We start from the raw sequence: 14,515 nt of genomic DNA on the forward strand, positions 1-14,515 counted from the left end.
GGGCTTCCGTTAGCCCGCGCACACAAACGCTAATCGGCGAGCGGAGTTGCAGTCGAGGGTGGCGCGGCCGAGCGCGCGCCATTCATCACCATGGCCAGCAGAGTGTAATAGCCGTTAATGCCCATCAGGTCCGTCACGCCTTTTTCGCCGAACTGCAGCATGGCCGCCGCCCAGGTGGCATCGCTGACTTGCCTGGTGGTGTGCAGTTCCTGGCAGAAATCGTAGACAGCCTGCTCATCCGGCTGCAGGCCCTGCGGCGCCTGGCGCGCCGCAATGGCGTCGATAACCGGCTGCGGAATCCCCGCTTGCGCCGCGATGGGCGCGTGGATCGCCCACTCCACCTGCTGGTCCCACTGCCGCGAAGTAATCAGGATGGCCAGTTCGGTCAGCCGCGTGCCGATGGCGCTGCGGTAGCGCAGGTACTCGCCCAGCCGCTGGGTGCAGGCCATCAGTTCAGGGCTGTGCAGCAACGGCACAAAAGGGCCGTACAGCGCACCGCGTGGGCCATCGATGACCGCCTGCGCTGCAGCGCGCTGCTCGGCTGTCATATCGGAAGGGGGAATAGGTCCTAGTCGTTCACTCATAGCCACAAATGGTCGCACAGGACAGGAGAAAAATCAAAACGGGCCCAAGGCACGCGCGCTAATGTCGTTGGACCACCAATCCTGCGAGGAGCTGCCATGACCCACCTGATCCACCGTGACCTGCGCCGCACGCCGCCCGTTGCAGTCTGCGCTTTCGGCATGCAAGTGCGTGACAGCGAAGGCAAGACCTATCTCGATGCCAGTGGCGGCGCCGCAGTCTCTTCGCTGGGGCATGGCCATCCCGACGTGCTGGCGGCAATGCAATCGCAGCTCAAGGTGGCGGCTTATGCGCATACCTCCTTCTTTACCACCGAAGTGGCGGAGGAATTGGGCGAGCGGCTGGCACAGGATGCGCCGGGCGACTTGAATCACGCTTATCTGGTATCGGGCGGTTCGGAAGCCATCGAGGCGGCGTTGAAGCTGGCACGCCAGTATTTCGTCGAGCACGGCGACACCGAGCGCCGCGTTTTCATCGCGCGGCGCCAGAGCTATCACGGCAACACGCTTGGCGCCCTGGCCCTGGGCGGCAATGAATATCGCCGGCGCCATTTCGAGCCATTGTTGATGGACGTGGCGCGCGTATCGCCCTGCTTTGAATACCGCGAGCGCCGCGCGGGCCAGGATGTGCACGAATACACGGCCAACCTGCTGCAGGAGCTGGAGGCCAAGATCCTGGACCTGGGTCCGCAGCATGTGATCGGCTTTTGCGCCGAGACGGTGGTTGGCGCCACCAGCGGCGCCGTGCCGCCGACGCCGGGCTACTTCAAGGGCGTGCGGGCGCTGTGCGACAAGTATGGCATCCTGATGATCGCCGACGAGGTGATGTGCGGCATGGGGCGCACCGGCACGCTGTATGCGATCGAGCAGGAAGGCGTGGTGCCTGATATCGTTGCGCTGGGCAAGGGGCTGGGTGCCGGCTACCAGCCAATCGGCGCGGTGGTTGCACGCGACCATATCGTGCAGCGGCTTCGCTCAGGCAGCGGAGTGTTCCAGCATGGGCATACCTATGTCGGGCATCCGGTGGCGGCTGCGGCGGCGCTGGCGGTGCAGAAGGTGATCCGGCGCGATTCGCTGCTGGGAGCCGTCACAGTGCGCGGGGCTTCGTTCAAGCGCATGCTGCGCGAGGCGTTTGCGATGCATCCGCATGTGGGTGATATCCGCGGGCGCGGGATGCTGCTGGCGTTGGAGCTGGTGCAGGATCGGGAAGGGAAGCGGCCGTTCGATCCGGATTTACGGTTACATGCGGCTGTGAAGGACGCCTGCATGGAGTGCGGCTTGATGGTGTATCCGATGGGCGGGACCATCGATGGACGGCGGGGCGATCATGTGCTGCTGGCGCCGCCGTTTATTGCGACTGAGGCGGATTTGCAGCAGATTATGGGGCGCTTGAGTGATGGGTTGGAGAAGGCTTTGCTGCGGGTGCGGCCAGCTTAGAACCGGTAACCCGGTGTCTGACCCGCAGGGTCAGACACCGATATGCGGCGGCTGCGGGCCGGGTTCAGAACTCCTGGTAGCCGATCACGTCTTGCTGCTGTTCGCCCAGGCCGGCAATCCCCAGGCGCACGAAATCGCCCTTCTTCAGGAAGCGCTTGCGCGCCAGGCCAACACCGGGCGGCGTGCCGGTTGCAATGATATCGCCCGGCTCCAGCGTCATGAAGCGCGAAATGTAAGCCACCAGCTGCGGTACCTTGAAAATCATGGTTTCGGTGCAGCCGGTCTGCATGCGCTTGTCGTTCACTTCGAGATAGAGATCCAGCTTGTCCAGGTCCCACACCTCGTCGCGCGTCACCAGCCACGGGCCGACGGGACCAAAGGTATCGCAGCCCTTGCCCTTGTCCCAGGTACCGCCGCTCTCCAACTGGAATTCGCGTTCCGACACGTCGTTTACCACGCAATAGCCGGCGATATGCTTCTCGGCGTCTTCCTCGCTGACATTGCGCGCACGGGTGCCGATCACTACCCCCAGCTCCACTTCCCAGTCGGTCTTCTTCGAACCTTTCGGCAGCATGATCGGATCGTCCGCGCCGGACAGGCAAGTGATCGCCTTCATGAAAATAATCGGTTCACTCGGAATCGGCAGGCCGGCTTCCTTCGCGTGGTCGGCGTAGTTCAGGCCCACACCGATAAATTTTCCCACCTTGGCAACCGGTACGCCGAAGCGCGGATTGCCGCGCACTACCGGCAGCGTTTCGGGATCGATCTTGGCCAGCTTGCGCAGCACCTTGTCGGACAGGTTGGCGCCAGCGAAGTCGCTGATTTCGCCGGACAAGTCGCGCAGTTTGCCGAATTCATCGATCAGGCCAGGTTTTTCTTTGCCTATACGGCCGTAACGAACCAGTTTCATACTATCTTCCTTCTTGTTGAAGGCGACATTTTACCGGAAGCGTCGGAGCAGGTAGCGGCACAGGCCCGGCAACTGGATCAGCACCAGCAAAGCGAAGGCGCATTGATAGGCGACGACCGGGTAATGCCCGAGTGGCGATGGCTGCCATAAGCCGATTACCTGGCCAAAGCCGGCCTGCACGACAAAGGCGCCGATGAAGATCAGCAGGTTGAGGCAAGTCGAAGCACGTCCCGTCAATGCTGGCGGCATGGCTTGCGCCACGATGGAGTATTCCATGCCGGTGACGCAGCCTACCAGCATGAACAGCACTGGCAGCACCTGCTGCGCCGGGCGCCAGCCGGATGCGAAGATACATTGCAGCAGTACGAAAATTATGATGCCGGCGGCCGCCACGTCCAGCGTGCGCCAGCCGCGCTTGGCCGCCCATTCGGTCAACTGCCCCACCGCGATGGAACCGAAGATCACGGCCGCCATGCCGAGGTAGAGCAGCCAGGCGATGGCTTGTTCGCCGTAACGCGGCACGTCCGCCAGCCAGCGCGCGATCCACAGCCCTTGCACGCCAAAGAAAACGGTGTGCGGCAGCAAAACCAGCATTGCGGTCTCGCGGAATACCGGGTGGCTGAACGTCTCCAGCAGCGCGCTGCGGGTGAAAGGGCGCGGCGGGACGGCCGGCGGCGTGGGAGCGAGCAGGAGGATCAAAAGCGCGACAACAATGCAGGCGCCGGCCAGGCCGATCATCAGCCATTGCCAGCTCATATGGTGCAAGGCCAGGCGCACTGGCAAGGTGGCGGTTGCGGCACCCAGCCCCCCTGCTGCGATCAGGTAGCCTTGCACCGAAGGCAGCTTGTGCGCGGGCAGCCAGGTATTCAGTGCCTTGATGGCGGACATGAAGCAGGCGGCAAGCCCAAACCCCATCAGCGCGCGGGCAATGGCAAAGCCGGAGAAGTCCCTGCCGCCCGCAAAAGCCAGCGTGCCGACTGCGGCAATCAGCAGCAGCACGAACTGCACGCGGCGCGGGCCGTAGCGGTCCAGCGCAAAGCCGATCGGGAGCTGGGCAAATGCAAAGGCGAGGAAGTAAGTACTGGTCAACATGCCCAGTTGCGAAGGGGTCAGGTTCGCCTGCGCCACGAGCTGCGGCGCCAGCATGGCATTCACACTGCGCAGCAGCCATGAGACGTAGTGTCCCAGCGCGAAGGGAATGAACACCAGGAACAGTGTGGCGGGCCCGGACAGGGTGCCCGGCACCCGCTCCTGCCCGCGCCACCAGCGCGCCGGCGCCGCCGACCACCGCCTGCGCCAATCGCCGGGAAGCGGGGCTGCGGGCGCGCGCATCGCATGCCCCTATGCCACCAATGGAATTACGCGGCGCGGCAGGACCGGCACTGTCGCGACGCCCGGCACATGCCCTTCCCCCTGCTCGCCCTCCTCGAAGAAGAACTTATCGCGCCCGAACGCGGGACGAAGCTGGTCGAACCAGGTCGCGGTCGGATCGTATTTGGCGTAGAACGGCTTGCGCACCCAGTCGGCATTGCGCGCTTGCAGAAACTGCAGCGCGAACACCTTTTCGCCGCCGATCTGCGCCACACCGTCGATCACCACCTTGCCGGGAAAGGCGCTCATGGACGGGCCGCGCACCGTGCGCGCCAGCCCGGACACCATCTGGTAAGCCTGCTGGAATACCTCATGCGCACGCGCCAGCGGCAACTGGAAATACTCGCGCGGTCCGGTGTCGCGCTCCACGAACATGTAATACGGAATCGCCCCCAGCCTCACCCCGGTGCGCCACAACTCCGCCCAACTGGCCGGGTCTTCGTTGATATGCCTGATCAAAGGCCCCTGCATGCGCAAGGTCGCACCGGTGCCGACAATCCGCTTGACCGCCTGCTGCGCCACCTCCTGCCTCAATTCCACCGCATGGTTGTAATGGCCCATGATCGCCATGTTCTTGCCCGACGCGACCACGCGTTCGAACAGGCGCAGCAAATCGTCGGCGTCGCGGTCGCTCACATAGCGCTGCGGCCAGTACGACACCGACTTGGTGCCGACGCGGATGTTCTGGATATGCTCCAGGCCAGGTCCCAGCAGCGGCGTAATGATCTCCTCCATCGAGCGCGTATTCATGATCATGGGATCGCCGCCGGTGATCAGCACGTCCGTCACGTCCTTGTGCGTCTTCAGGTACTCCACCAGCTCCGTGGTTTCGCGCGCATCGAACTTCATGTCGTCCATGCCGACGAACTGCGGCCAGCGGAAACAGAAGGTACAGTAAGCGTGGCAGGTCTGGCCCGCGCTGGGGAAGAACAGCACGGTCTCCTTGTATTTGTGCTGTAAGCCGCGCAAGGGCGCATCGTTCACGCGCGGCACGTTGTGCGTCATCTGCCCCGCCGGATGGGGATTCATGCGCAGGCGGATCTGCCGCACCAGTTGTTGCGCGGCCGCGTCATCCTGCTTCACCAGCACCAGGTCGCGCAGTTGCCAGTACTCGTGCGCGGGCAGCATGTCGCGGTGCGGGAACACCAGGCGGTAGATCGGATCGTCCGGGATATTGTCCCAGTCGATCAACTGGTCCAGCACATACTGGTTGGTGCGAAACGGCAGCACATGCGAGATGACCTGCACCGCCTCCTGCTGCTCGGGCGTCAGCAGTTCCCACTGCGGCGCCTGGCGGATGGATTGGCGGGTGTATGGCTTGAACTTCGGCAGGGCATCGGCGGTCATGACGTACTCCTGGGTGGGTGGGCTAGGACTTCATGATGGTCCGATTAAGAAACGGCCTATTGCCGTAGCTCAATAGCTAGCCGGAAAAATCCTACGGGCTTGCGTTTGCGCAATTCCTGACCAGGTGCGCAGACGTACAGTTGGGCTTCCATCCCAGCCAAGGAGACCGGCATGAAACGCATCCTGCTCGCACCATTGATGTTCATCACCATGGCGGCAGCCCACGCCAACGAGCCGACCGAGAAGGACGCCATCGCCATGGTGGAAAAAGGCGCGGCCTTCATCAAGCAGCACGGCAAGGACAAATTCATCGAAAAGATCTCCGCCAAGGATCCGGAGTTCATCCAGGGCGCGCTGTACGTCGATATCCGCGACCTGCAAAGCGGCATTGTGCTGGCGCATCCGGTCAATCCCACCATCGTCGGCAAGGACCTGACCGATGTGCCGGACGCCAGCGGCAAGAAGTACCGGCGCGAGATCATCGAACTGGCCGCCCGGAAGGGCAAGGGCTGGGTCGACTACATGTATAAAAACCCCACCACCGGCAAGATCGAACCGAAGACCACCTATATCCAGCGCGTCGGCGACGCGGTGCTGGAAGCGGGCATCTATAAAAAATAGGAGGCGGCGATGCTGAACCGACTGCGGATTGGACCCAAGCTGTTATTGGCGCCGGGCGTGGTACTGGCGCTGCTGCTGGCGACAGCGGCATGCGCCTGGTTCGGCATGGTGCGGCAAAACGCATCGATGGAAAACCTGGTGCAGTTGCGGGCGGCGCGGCTGCAGGCGGTCGCCGATGTGGCGGGCGAAACCCGCATGGCACATGCCAATATCTACCAGCTCCTGGCCTGGATCAACGGCAGTTTTGCGCAGGCGCGGCTGGATGCGCTGACGGCGCAGATCCGTAACCGGCATGGCGCGATCGGCGACCGCTTGCTGCAGCTTGGCCGCGATGCGGCGGCCGACGAGCGGGGATTGCTGGCGGGGTCGCAGGAGGCGCTGGCGAGTTACCGCAAGGCGGTGCAAGAGACCATCGAGCTGGCGCAAGTGGACCAGTCGATTGCCACCAACGCCATGGCAAAGGCCGAGCGCCAGTTTGCGGCGCTGGATCAGCAGTTGTCGCAATTCGCCGCGCTGGAGAAGGCGTTGAGCGAAGCGGCTTATGCGAATGCGCGGCAGGAGTTCCGCTTGCTGGGCATGACCATGGCGGGCTTGCTGGTGTTGTCGGTAGCCTTGTCGCTGGCGGTGTCGATGCTGGTGCGGCGCGCGTTGCTGCGAGACATTCAGTCCATCGGCGATGGGGTGCGCAGCCTGGCGTCGGGCCACTTGGCGCCACAGCCGCCAGCACGCGGGCGCGATGAGATCGCCGACACGGCGCGGGCGCTGGATGGCAGCGTGGCGCAGTTGAACGGCACCATCCGCGCGATTCGCGGCGCGGTGCAGCAGATCGACCTGGCCGCGCGCGAGATCGCGACAGGAAATATGGACCTGTCGGCACGTACCGAGCTGCAGGCCAGCTCGCTGGAGGAAACCGCCAGTGCGGTCGACAGCCTGGCGGCAGCGGTGCGCAGCAATGCCGAACATGCGCGCGAGGCGTGCCAGGTGGCGGCCAACGCCAACGAACTGGCCGCCCGTGGCGGTGCGGCGGTGTCGGATGCGGTGCAGACCATGGAGGCGATCCGCTCCTCATCGCGCAAGATCGTCGAGATCATCGGGGTGATCGACGGGATCGCGTTCCAGACCAATATCCTGGCCCTGAATGCGGCGGTGGAAGCGGCGCGCGCGGGCGAGCAGGGGCGCGGCTTTGCCGTCGTCGCAGCGGAGGTGAGGACGCTGGCGCAGCGCAGCGGGACAGCGGCGCATGAGATCAAGGCGCTGATCAATGCTTCGGTGGCGACCATCGACCGCGGCGCGGAGTCGGTCGGGGTGGCCGGCGGCAGCATGGGGGACATCGTGGCGTCGGTGCGGCAAGTCGGCAGCATCATCCAACGCATCAGCGATGCCAGCGCGGAGCAGGCGCGCGGCATTACGGAAGTCAACCAGGCAGTCGGGCAGATCGATGACGTCACCCAGCAGAATGCTGCTTTGGTCGAGCAGGCCGCGGCAGCGGCGGCCAGTTTGCAGGAGCAGGCCGCCGGGTTGGCGCAGGCCGTGGCCGTGTTTGAACTGGGCGATGAAGTGGCGCCTGAAGGCGACGCGGGCCTGGCCGCCGGTCGGGGTGTCGACGGCGGGTACGACGCTGGCGCAAGCGCCCTGGACGACTGGTGCGACGTGACGGGTGATGGCGAGCGGCGCGCGGTCGACAGCCCGATGCGTGGGCGGCAGGGCTTAGCGGAATGGGCGGCTGACAAACGGCGATCCCGCCAGGCCGAAGCGCCACGGCACGTCCACCGCCTTTGAAATGCCGATGCGCGGTCCCACCACGACCTGCGCCCGCCCCTTGCGCGGCAGCAGTTCGAACGGCGCCGCGCCCAGCGACATGGCATTCAACTCGCGCGTCACGCCCATCGCCTGCGCCAGCCGGCCGGGCCCGGAGCACAGCAGGCGCACATCCTCCATGCCGCGCCGCGCCTGCATCTGCTCGATCCCAAGCAGCGGCTCGACGGCCCGGATCAGCACCCCGGCCCCATGCCCCTCCTCCCGGCACACAAAATTCATGCACCAGTGGATGCCATGCGACAGGTAGACATAGGCATGGGCCGGCGGGCCGAACATGGCGAAATTGCGCGCCGTCTTGCCGACAAAGGCGTGCGAAGCCGGATCTTCCCGGTCATAGGCCTCCACCTCGACAATACGGCCGCCCACGCCATTGACGAGCACCGTCACGCCAATCAGTCGGCGCGCCACTTGCTGTGCAGGTGCACTGAAATCGATTCCGGCCAAAATGTGAGAAGACATGCTATCGATTGTAGCAATCCTGCCATTTAGGCATGAAAAAAAACCCATTCGTGCCCCGGGTTGCAGGCAAAAAACAGGCGATAATGGCGGTGCCCGCCCAGCAGCACAACCCTCGAAGCAAAATGACAACAGCAGCAACCCGGCTCCCGGCCCAAAATACGACCGCAGAAGACGCGCTGTTGCGCTCCATCCGCATCCCGCCGCGTCCCAGCCTGCTGGTCGACCTGCAGCGCGAACTGGCGCAAGCCGATCCGTCGCCGCGCGCCATCGCGCGCATCATCGGCAACGACGTGGGCATGTCGGGCGCCTTGCTGAAACTGGCCAACTCGCCTTTCTACGGCGCGGCACGCAAGGCCAAATCGGTCGAGCAAGCCATCAACTTCCTCGGCATTAACCAATGCGCCGCCATGTTGACCGGCATCCTGGCGCGCGAAGCGGTGGGCGCCAACAACCCGACCCTGAACCAGTTCTGGGAAGTGTCGTCCTGCCGCGCCCAGGCCCTGGTGTTCATTTCGCGCAAGCTGCGCCTGGCGCCGCCCGATATCGCCCACACCTTCGGCCTGTTCTGCGACATCGGCATCCCGATCCTGATGGCGCGCTTCGACGACTACGGCCAGACGCTGGACATCTGCAACAGCGCCGCCGCCCGCAAGTTCACCGGCATCGAAGACGCGCGCCACACCACCAACCACGCCGCCATCGGCTGCCTGCTGGCGCGCAACTGGGGCCTGTCGCCCGACGTGTCCTGGGCCATCCTGCACCATCACGATTACGAAGTGCTGTGCGACGACGCCACCGACGACGCGATCCGCTCGCTGGTGGCCGGCGCGGTACTGGCTGAACGCGCCATCCAGCGCTACCACGGCAACAGCGCGTCGCTGGAATGGGAGAAAGGCGGCGAAGCCGCCTGCCGCCACCTAGGCATGAACGAGGACGAAACCGCCGACCTGCTGGACGAACTGCACGAAACCTTCCACATAGAACACTGAGCCGCATGCAAAAGACGAAGAACAAGCGCCCAGCACCACGCAAGCCGAATACCCCTCCCGCCGACAAAGACGACATCCTGAGCCAGGAACTGTGCAGCCTCGCGCTGGCACAGGAAGACGACCTGCGCCATGCCGTGCGGCGCTACCTGCGCCAGGGCAAGGACGCCGTCCTGTATGGGGCCATTGAACTGGCGCGCGGCGAAGACGCCGACGCCTACCGCACCCTGAAGGAAGCCGTCGAAGAAGACGCCGGCACCGTCCTGCTGTGCAAGGGCGATGGCCCGGAGATGGAAATCAACGCCTTCGCCATCCCGCTGTTCGTGCACAGCCTGGGCGGCCTGCGCGAAGCGGAAGGCTTCCAGGACGAAGCGGCGTATGCTGCCTTGCTGGACAGCTTTACCAGCGCCGGCCTGGAAGGCCCGAAGGCCAGGGTGGTGCTGGTGCAGCACGCCTACGACCTGGCCGAAATGGAGCGCATCAGTGCCAGCCAGTTGAACGCCATGGTGCACGAAGCGGCAGCCGCGATGATGGACAAGAAAGTAGCCGAAGCCCCTGCCCTGCTGCGCAGCATCGCCGGCTGGCAACCATCCGCCTTCGGCGCCGCCGATGAAGCGGTCGAACTGCGCTTCCTGCTGGGTTTTGCACTGAAGCGCGCCGACGACCCGTTCTACGCCATGCCGGCCGCCGGCAAGAAGCAGGATGCCTGGTTCGAAGCGCGCATGCAGCGCTACCAGGACTGGACCGTTTCCGCCGCGCCGCTGGTGCAGCGCTGCCTGGCCGGCGCCGACCGTGCCGGGGCCTTGCGCCTGAATTTCCTGTACCAGGACCTGTTCCATGGCGCCCTGCAGCAGGGCAAGTCCGAGCACTGGATGCTGGCCATGATGGCCGAATTCGGCGCTGCACTGGACAGCCAGGGCCCGGCCCGCGCCGTCATCACGCTGGTGGAAACCGATGAAGACGCCGCCCTCGGCGTGCAACTGATCGGCGCGGCCGGCGAGCTGGCGCATGCCGACCGCCGCCTGGACGTGGGCGACGACGTGGAAGCGGAACTCGACGACCTGCGCGACGCTCTGGCAACCCTGGGCATTGACGACGTTACCGTCGAATTGACAGCCCCTTGAGACGCGCACATACTAGTTTCATAGAGGTGAGGAGACGCCGTCATGAAACTACTGTCAATATTGATTTTCGCTGCAATGCTGGCCGGCTGCGCAAGCGGTCCGCCGGCAGTCACCACGCCACAACGCGAGCTTTTCACCGATACAGCCTTCCGCAAACCGGCCGACATGTTCACGCCGGAGCAAGTCTTCGCGCTGTCGCCGGAAATGAAAGCCTATGCGAACAAGATTCGCACCACGCTGGGCAGCAAGGCGCAGCACCAGGCGCTGTACGAAGCGCTGTACCAGCGCGACCAGCTTCGCCTGGAATACGACTCCGAAATGACCCGCACCGCCGCCCAGGCTTTCCAGGCCCGCGCCGGCAACTGCATGTCGCTGGTGATCATGACCGCCGCCTTCGCGCGGGAACTGGGGCTGGATGTGCAATTCCAGCGCATTACCAGTGAAGATACCTGGAGCCGTTCCGGTTCGCTGTATTTCAGCAGCGGCCACGTCAACCTGATACTAAGCAAATCCAAATTCGAAGCGACGCGCAGCTACGACACCGCGCCGTCGGTGACCATCGACTTCCTGCCGCCGCCGGACGCCGAGTTGATGCCAACCGAAGTCATTTCGGAAAGCACCGTGGTAGCCATGTACATGAACAACCGCGCGGCAGAAACGCTGGTGCAGGGCAAGCTGGACGAGGCTTACTGGTGGGCGCGTTCAGCCATCGAATACGAGCCCAATTTCCTGATGGGCTATAACACCTTGTCCACCATCTACCAGCGCCACGGCGACATGAACATGGCCGAGCGCACGCTGCGCTTCGCCCACGAGCACGACCCGCTGAACGCGGTGATCCTGTTCAACCTGTCCGAAGTCACCAATACGCTGGGCAAGACCGAAGAATCGGCCAAATACAAGGCCGAGCTGGCGCGCCTGGAACCCTATCCGCCGTTCCACTTCTTCCACATCGGCCAGAAGGCGATGGCCGACGGCGACTACCAGAAGGCGCGCGCGATGTTCGTGCGTGAAGTGCAGCGGGCCCCGTATTACCACGAGTTCCACTTCTGGCTGGCCAAGGCCGATTTCGTGCTGGGCAACCTGCAGGAAGCCGACAAGCATATGACGCTGGCCCTGATGAACAGCACCACCCGCGGCGACAGCGCCATCTACGCCGGCAAACTGGCCGCCCTGCGCCTCTACGAATCGCGAGCCCGTCTTCGACCGGGAGAAATCTAAATAACTTCCGATGCCAGCTCCCGGCATCGCCATGTAAAAAGGACCCATGCTTTCCAAACTGAGCCCCCTCGCCCTCTCCCTTGCACTGGCCTTCGCAGGCGCCGCCCAGGCGGCGCCTGATGAAAAACCGGACCTGCGCTCCTCCTACACCAAGTACGAATTCCGCATCCCCATGCGCGACGGCGTGCACCTGTTCACGGCCGTCTACGTGCCGAAGGATGCCAGCAAGGCCTATCCCTTCCTGATCGAACGCACGCCTTACAGCGCAGGTGTGAATGTCGACGGCCAGTTGCAGTACGGGCCGGACTTCTTCCCGCGCCGCCTCGGCCCTTCAGCCGACTTCAGCGACGCCGGCTACATCTTCGTCAAGCAGGACGTGCGCGGCCGCTATATGTCCGAGGGCAAATGGCAGGAAATGACGCCGCATGCCAAATCCACGCTGGAAGCAGGCGAAGGCAACGAAAGCCGCGACATGCACGACACGGTCGACTGGCTGCTCAAGCATGTGGCCAACAACAACGGCAAGGTCGGCATCTACGGCATCAGCTATCCCGGCTTCTACACCGCAGCCAGCATCATCGACTCGCACCCGGCGATCAAGGCTGCTTCGCCGCAGGCGCCTGTGACCGACCTGTTCATGGGCGACGATTCCTATCATGGCGGCGCGTTCATGCTGGCGGCTAACTTCGATTTCTACGCCGCTTTCACCGAAGAGAAAAATCCCTCTCCGCTGCCCAAAAGCTGGAGCGAGTTCGATTACGGCACCACCAGCGGCTATGATTACTTCCTGCAGCGCCTGACGATGTCGAACATCCTTGCCGGCATGCAGCCCAAGCAGCTCGCCTACCTGAAGCCGACCATCGACCACGACACCTACGACGAATTCTGGAAGACGCGCAACCTGGCTCCGCACATGAAGAACGTGAAAGCGGCTGTGATGACCGTCGGTGGCTGGTTCGATGCTGAAGATCCCGCCGGCCCGTTTTCCATTTACCGCGCGGTGGGCAAGAACAATCCCGGCACCTTCAACGGCCTGGTGATCGGCCCCTGGTCGCACGGCGGTTGGGCCGGCGGCGAAGGCAAACGCCTGGGCCATGTGAAATTCGACAGCAAGACCAGCGAGCATTTCAACAAGAAGCTGCTGTTCCCCTTCTTCGAGGAGCAGTTGAAAGGCGCCAAACCGGCGCAGCCGATTGCCGCGGTCAATACCTTCGAGACCGGCACCAATGTGTGGCGCCAGTACACCGCCTGGCCGCCAGTGCAGGCCAAGGCCAGGATGCTGTACCTGGGGCCGAATGGCACCCTGGGCTGGACCCAGCCCGCCGCCAGCGGCGGTTTCGATGAATATGTCAGCGACCCGCGCAAGCCGGTGCCTTACATCGGTTATCCAGCAACCGGCGTGCCGCGCGAATACATGGTGTCGGACCAGCGTTTCGCCTCCACCCGCCCGGACGTGCTGGTATACCAGAGCGACGTGCTGGAAGAAGACGTGACCATTGCCGGCCCGGTGACACCCAAGCTGTTCGTCTCCACCACCGGCACCGACAGCGACTTCGTGGTCAAGCTGATCGACGTCTACCCCAACGACTACCCGCAGGACAAGGAAGAGGAGAAGCACAAGGACGTAGCACCGCCATCAATCAAGATGGGCGGCTACCAGCAACTGGTGCGTGGCAATCCGCTGCGCGGCAAGTTCCGCAACAGCTTCGAAAAGCCCGAGCCTTTCGTGCCGGGCAAGGTGGAGCCGCTCAGCTACAACCTGGGCGACGTGCAGCACACCTTCCGTCGCGGCCACCGCATCATGGTGCATGTGCAGAGCAGCTGGTTCCCGCTGGTCGACCTGAACCCGCAAACCTTCACCAGCATCCCCAACGCGAAACCGGAAGACTTCGTGAAGGCCACCCAGCGCGTCTACCACGCACCGGGCACGGCGTCCGGCCTGCAACTGATGGTGATGCCTTAAGCGGCGGCTAGCAGTTCTCGTACTTCCAGTTGCGCTTCTTGCCCTCGGCAATCCATTCGACCGCCTGGGCCATGCGCTTGTCGCGCGTGGCCTCGGTCTTGGCTTCGGTCAGCCACTCGCAGTATTCGCGCTTGGCGCTGGCCGAGAAATTGTTGAACACTTCATATGCGGCCGGCTCGGCCTCCAGCGCCGCGATGAAGTAATCCAGCACCACCAGCTCGCGCGGCGCCGCCTTTGGCCGTGCCACCTTGGTGCCCTGTTCATTGAGCTGCATGGCCTTCTTGATGTAGGCCGTCAAGTCTTTCTTTGGCGGCAAGTCCTTGACCGAGGTGATGCGGCCGAACTGTCCCATCGCCTCCTTGCCCTTGTCGTCTTCCGCCGCGATCAGCAACTCGCCTTTCCAGAAATTCAGGGCGCAATGCTGCTTGAAGGCGGCGAAGCTGCAAATGATGCCGTGGTAGTCGAAATTCGGCATGCTCCACTTGATGGTCTCCTTCACCTCCGGGCAAGCGGCATGGATCACCTGGCGCAGATGGGTCAGGATAGGCTGGGCGAATTCGGCCGACTTGGCGATGTATTCGTCGACGCGCGGATCAGTGGTGGGCATGATCATCCTTGTAAGTGTGTTGCCGCAATCTGACATTGGTGCGTTGCTTAACGCAGTTTGCTCAGCATTA

At 63.7% G+C, this 14,515-nt stretch carries 13 protein-coding genes; 7 read left to right on the plus strand and 6 right to left on the minus strand.

Going from position 1 to position 14,515, the window contains the following annotated elements; all coding sequences use genetic code 11:
• Positions 1 to 29: 29 nt before the first annotated feature.
• Positions 30 to 584 (minus strand): carboxymuconolactone decarboxylase family protein, encoded by a 555-nt coding sequence (locus ASD58_RS09940; protein ID WP_057260945.1) that lies wholly within the window; start codon positions 582 to 584, stop codon positions 30 to 32.
• 96 nt (positions 585 to 680) lie between these two features.
• On the opposite strand from ASD58_RS09940, the gene ASD58_RS09945 reads away from it, so the two are divergent.
• Complete coding sequence (locus ASD58_RS09945; RefSeq protein WP_057260946.1) at positions 681 to 2,018, plus strand: aspartate aminotransferase family protein; 1,338 nt, start codon at positions 681 to 683, stop codon at positions 2,016 to 2,018.
• Between the two features lie 64 nt (positions 2,019 to 2,082).
• Here the strand turns inward: ASD58_RS09945 and ASD58_RS09950 are convergent, their stop codons facing one another.
• Genes ASD58_RS09950 through ASD58_RS09960 form a run of 3 tightly spaced genes read right to left on the minus strand, consistent with a single transcriptional unit; the run spans position 2,083 to position 5,646 of the window.
• A complete protein-coding gene (locus tag ASD58_RS09950) occupies positions 2,083 to 2,928 on the minus strand; it encodes a fumarylacetoacetate hydrolase family protein (RefSeq protein ID WP_057260947.1) in 846 nt (281 codons plus the stop codon).
• Positions 2,929 to 2,958: 30 nt separating this feature from the next.
• The gene (locus tag ASD58_RS09955; RefSeq protein ID WP_082565329.1) at positions 2,959 to 4,260 is read right to left on the minus strand and encodes an MFS transporter; all 1,302 of its coding nucleotides are present in this window, start codon (positions 4,258 to 4,260) and stop codon (positions 2,959 to 2,961) included.
• Between the two features lie 9 nt (positions 4,261 to 4,269).
• Entirely contained in the window at positions 4,270 to 5,646 is a 1,377-nt protein-coding gene (locus ASD58_RS09960) for a KamA family radical SAM protein (RefSeq protein ID WP_229209946.1), read from the minus strand.
• Positions 5,647 to 5,817: 171 nt separating this feature from the next.
• Between ASD58_RS09960 and ASD58_RS09965 the strand changes: the two genes are divergently transcribed.
• Both ASD58_RS09965 and ASD58_RS09970 read left to right on the plus strand, forming a co-directional pair.
• Positions 5,818 to 6,267 carry a cache domain-containing protein gene (locus ASD58_RS09965; RefSeq protein WP_057260948.1) on the plus strand — a complete coding sequence of 150 codons (450 nt, stop codon included), beginning with the start codon at positions 5,818 to 5,820 and terminating at the stop codon, positions 6,265 to 6,267.
• A gap of 9 nt (positions 6,268 to 6,276) precedes the next feature.
• Positions 6,277 to 8,046 carry a methyl-accepting chemotaxis protein gene (locus ASD58_RS09970; protein WP_057260949.1) on the plus strand — a complete coding sequence of 590 codons (1,770 nt, stop codon included), beginning with the start codon at positions 6,277 to 6,279 and terminating at the stop codon, positions 8,044 to 8,046.
• On the opposite strand, the gene ASD58_RS09975 is transcribed toward ASD58_RS09970, so the two are convergent.
• On the minus strand, positions 7,975 to 8,544 hold the full coding sequence (locus ASD58_RS09975; RefSeq protein ID WP_057260950.1) for a DNA-3-methyladenine glycosylase: 570 nt from the start codon (positions 8,542 to 8,544) through the stop codon (positions 7,975 to 7,977). The two genes, ASD58_RS09970 and ASD58_RS09975, sit on opposite strands and share 72 nt — an antisense overlap.
• Positions 8,545 to 8,666: 122 nt before the next feature.
• On the opposite strand from ASD58_RS09975, the gene ASD58_RS09980 reads away from it, so the two are divergent.
• From ASD58_RS09980 to ASD58_RS09995, 4 genes are read left to right on the plus strand one after another with little or no spacing between them, the layout of a single operon-like run.
• Entirely contained in the window at positions 8,667 to 9,533 is an 867-nt protein-coding gene (locus tag ASD58_RS09980) for an HDOD domain-containing protein (RefSeq protein WP_057260951.1), read from the plus strand.
• Between the two features lie 5 nt (positions 9,534 to 9,538).
• Positions 9,539 to 10,654 carry a hypothetical protein gene (locus ASD58_RS09985; RefSeq protein WP_057260952.1) on the plus strand — a complete coding sequence of 372 codons (1,116 nt, stop codon included), beginning with the start codon at positions 9,539 to 9,541 and terminating at the stop codon, positions 10,652 to 10,654.
• A gap of 42 nt (positions 10,655 to 10,696) precedes the next feature.
• Positions 10,697 to 11,875, plus strand: a complete 1,179-nt coding sequence (locus tag ASD58_RS09990) for a hypothetical protein (RefSeq protein ID WP_082565330.1) — start codon at positions 10,697 to 10,699, stop codon at positions 11,873 to 11,875.
• Between the two features lie 46 nt (positions 11,876 to 11,921).
• Positions 11,922 to 13,838: a CocE/NonD family hydrolase gene (locus tag ASD58_RS09995; protein WP_057260954.1), complete on the plus strand. Its 1,917-nt coding sequence runs from the start codon at positions 11,922 to 11,924 to the stop codon at positions 13,836 to 13,838.
• 7 nt (positions 13,839 to 13,845) lie between these two features.
• On the opposite strand, the gene ASD58_RS10000 is transcribed toward ASD58_RS09995, so the two are convergent.
• The gene (locus ASD58_RS10000; RefSeq protein WP_057261049.1) at positions 13,846 to 14,445 is read right to left on the minus strand and encodes a YdeI family protein; all 600 of its coding nucleotides are present in this window, start codon (positions 14,443 to 14,445) and stop codon (positions 13,846 to 13,848) included.
• Positions 14,446 to 14,515 lie beyond the last annotated feature (70 nt).

Origin of the sequence: Duganella sp. Root1480D1 (assembly GCF_001427305.1) — a bacterium.
Classification (GTDB): domain Bacteria; phylum Pseudomonadota; class Gammaproteobacteria; order Burkholderiales; family Burkholderiaceae_D; genus Rugamonas.

What these genes read in the sequence shown, in the direction of transcription:
- ASD58_RS09995 (WP_057260954.1), top strand. Translation starts at nt 11,922, where the DNA reads ATGCTTTCCAAACTGAGCCCCCTCGCCCTCTCCCTTGCACTGGCCTTC.
- ASD58_RS09950 (WP_057260947.1), bottom strand. Translation starts at nt 2,928, where the DNA reads ATGAAACTGGTTCGTTACGGCCGTATAGGCAAAGAAAAACCTGGCCTG.
- ASD58_RS09970 (WP_057260949.1), top strand. Translation starts at nt 6,277, where the DNA reads ATGCTGAACCGACTGCGGATTGGACCCAAGCTGTTATTGGCGCCGGGC.
- ASD58_RS09975 (WP_057260950.1), bottom strand. Translation starts at nt 8,544, where the DNA reads ATGTCTTCTCACATTTTGGCCGGAATCGATTTCAGTGCACCTGCACAG.
- ASD58_RS09965 (WP_057260948.1), top strand. Translation starts at nt 5,818, where the DNA reads ATGAAACGCATCCTGCTCGCACCATTGATGTTCATCACCATGGCGGCA.
- ASD58_RS09990 (WP_082565330.1), top strand. Translation starts at nt 10,697, where the DNA reads ATGAAACTACTGTCAATATTGATTTTCGCTGCAATGCTGGCCGGCTGC.
- ASD58_RS10000 (WP_057261049.1), bottom strand. Translation starts at nt 14,445, where the DNA reads ATGCCCACCACTGATCCGCGCGTCGACGAATACATCGCCAAGTCGGCC.
- ASD58_RS09940 (WP_057260945.1), bottom strand. Translation starts at nt 584, where the DNA reads ATGAGTGAACGACTAGGACCTATTCCCCCTTCCGATATGACAGCCGAG.
- ASD58_RS09985 (WP_057260952.1), top strand. Translation starts at nt 9,539, where the DNA reads ATGCAAAAGACGAAGAACAAGCGCCCAGCACCACGCAAGCCGAATACC.
- ASD58_RS09945 (WP_057260946.1), top strand. Translation starts at nt 681, where the DNA reads ATGACCCACCTGATCCACCGTGACCTGCGCCGCACGCCGCCCGTTGCA.
- ASD58_RS09980 (WP_057260951.1), top strand. Translation starts at nt 8,667, where the DNA reads ATGACAACAGCAGCAACCCGGCTCCCGGCCCAAAATACGACCGCAGAA.
- ASD58_RS09960 (WP_229209946.1), bottom strand. Translation starts at nt 5,646, where the DNA reads ATGACCGCCGATGCCCTGCCGAAGTTCAAGCCATACACCCGCCAATCC.
- ASD58_RS09955 (WP_082565329.1), bottom strand. Translation starts at nt 4,260, where the DNA reads ATGCGCGCGCCCGCAGCCCCGCTTCCCGGCGATTGGCGCAGGCGGTGG.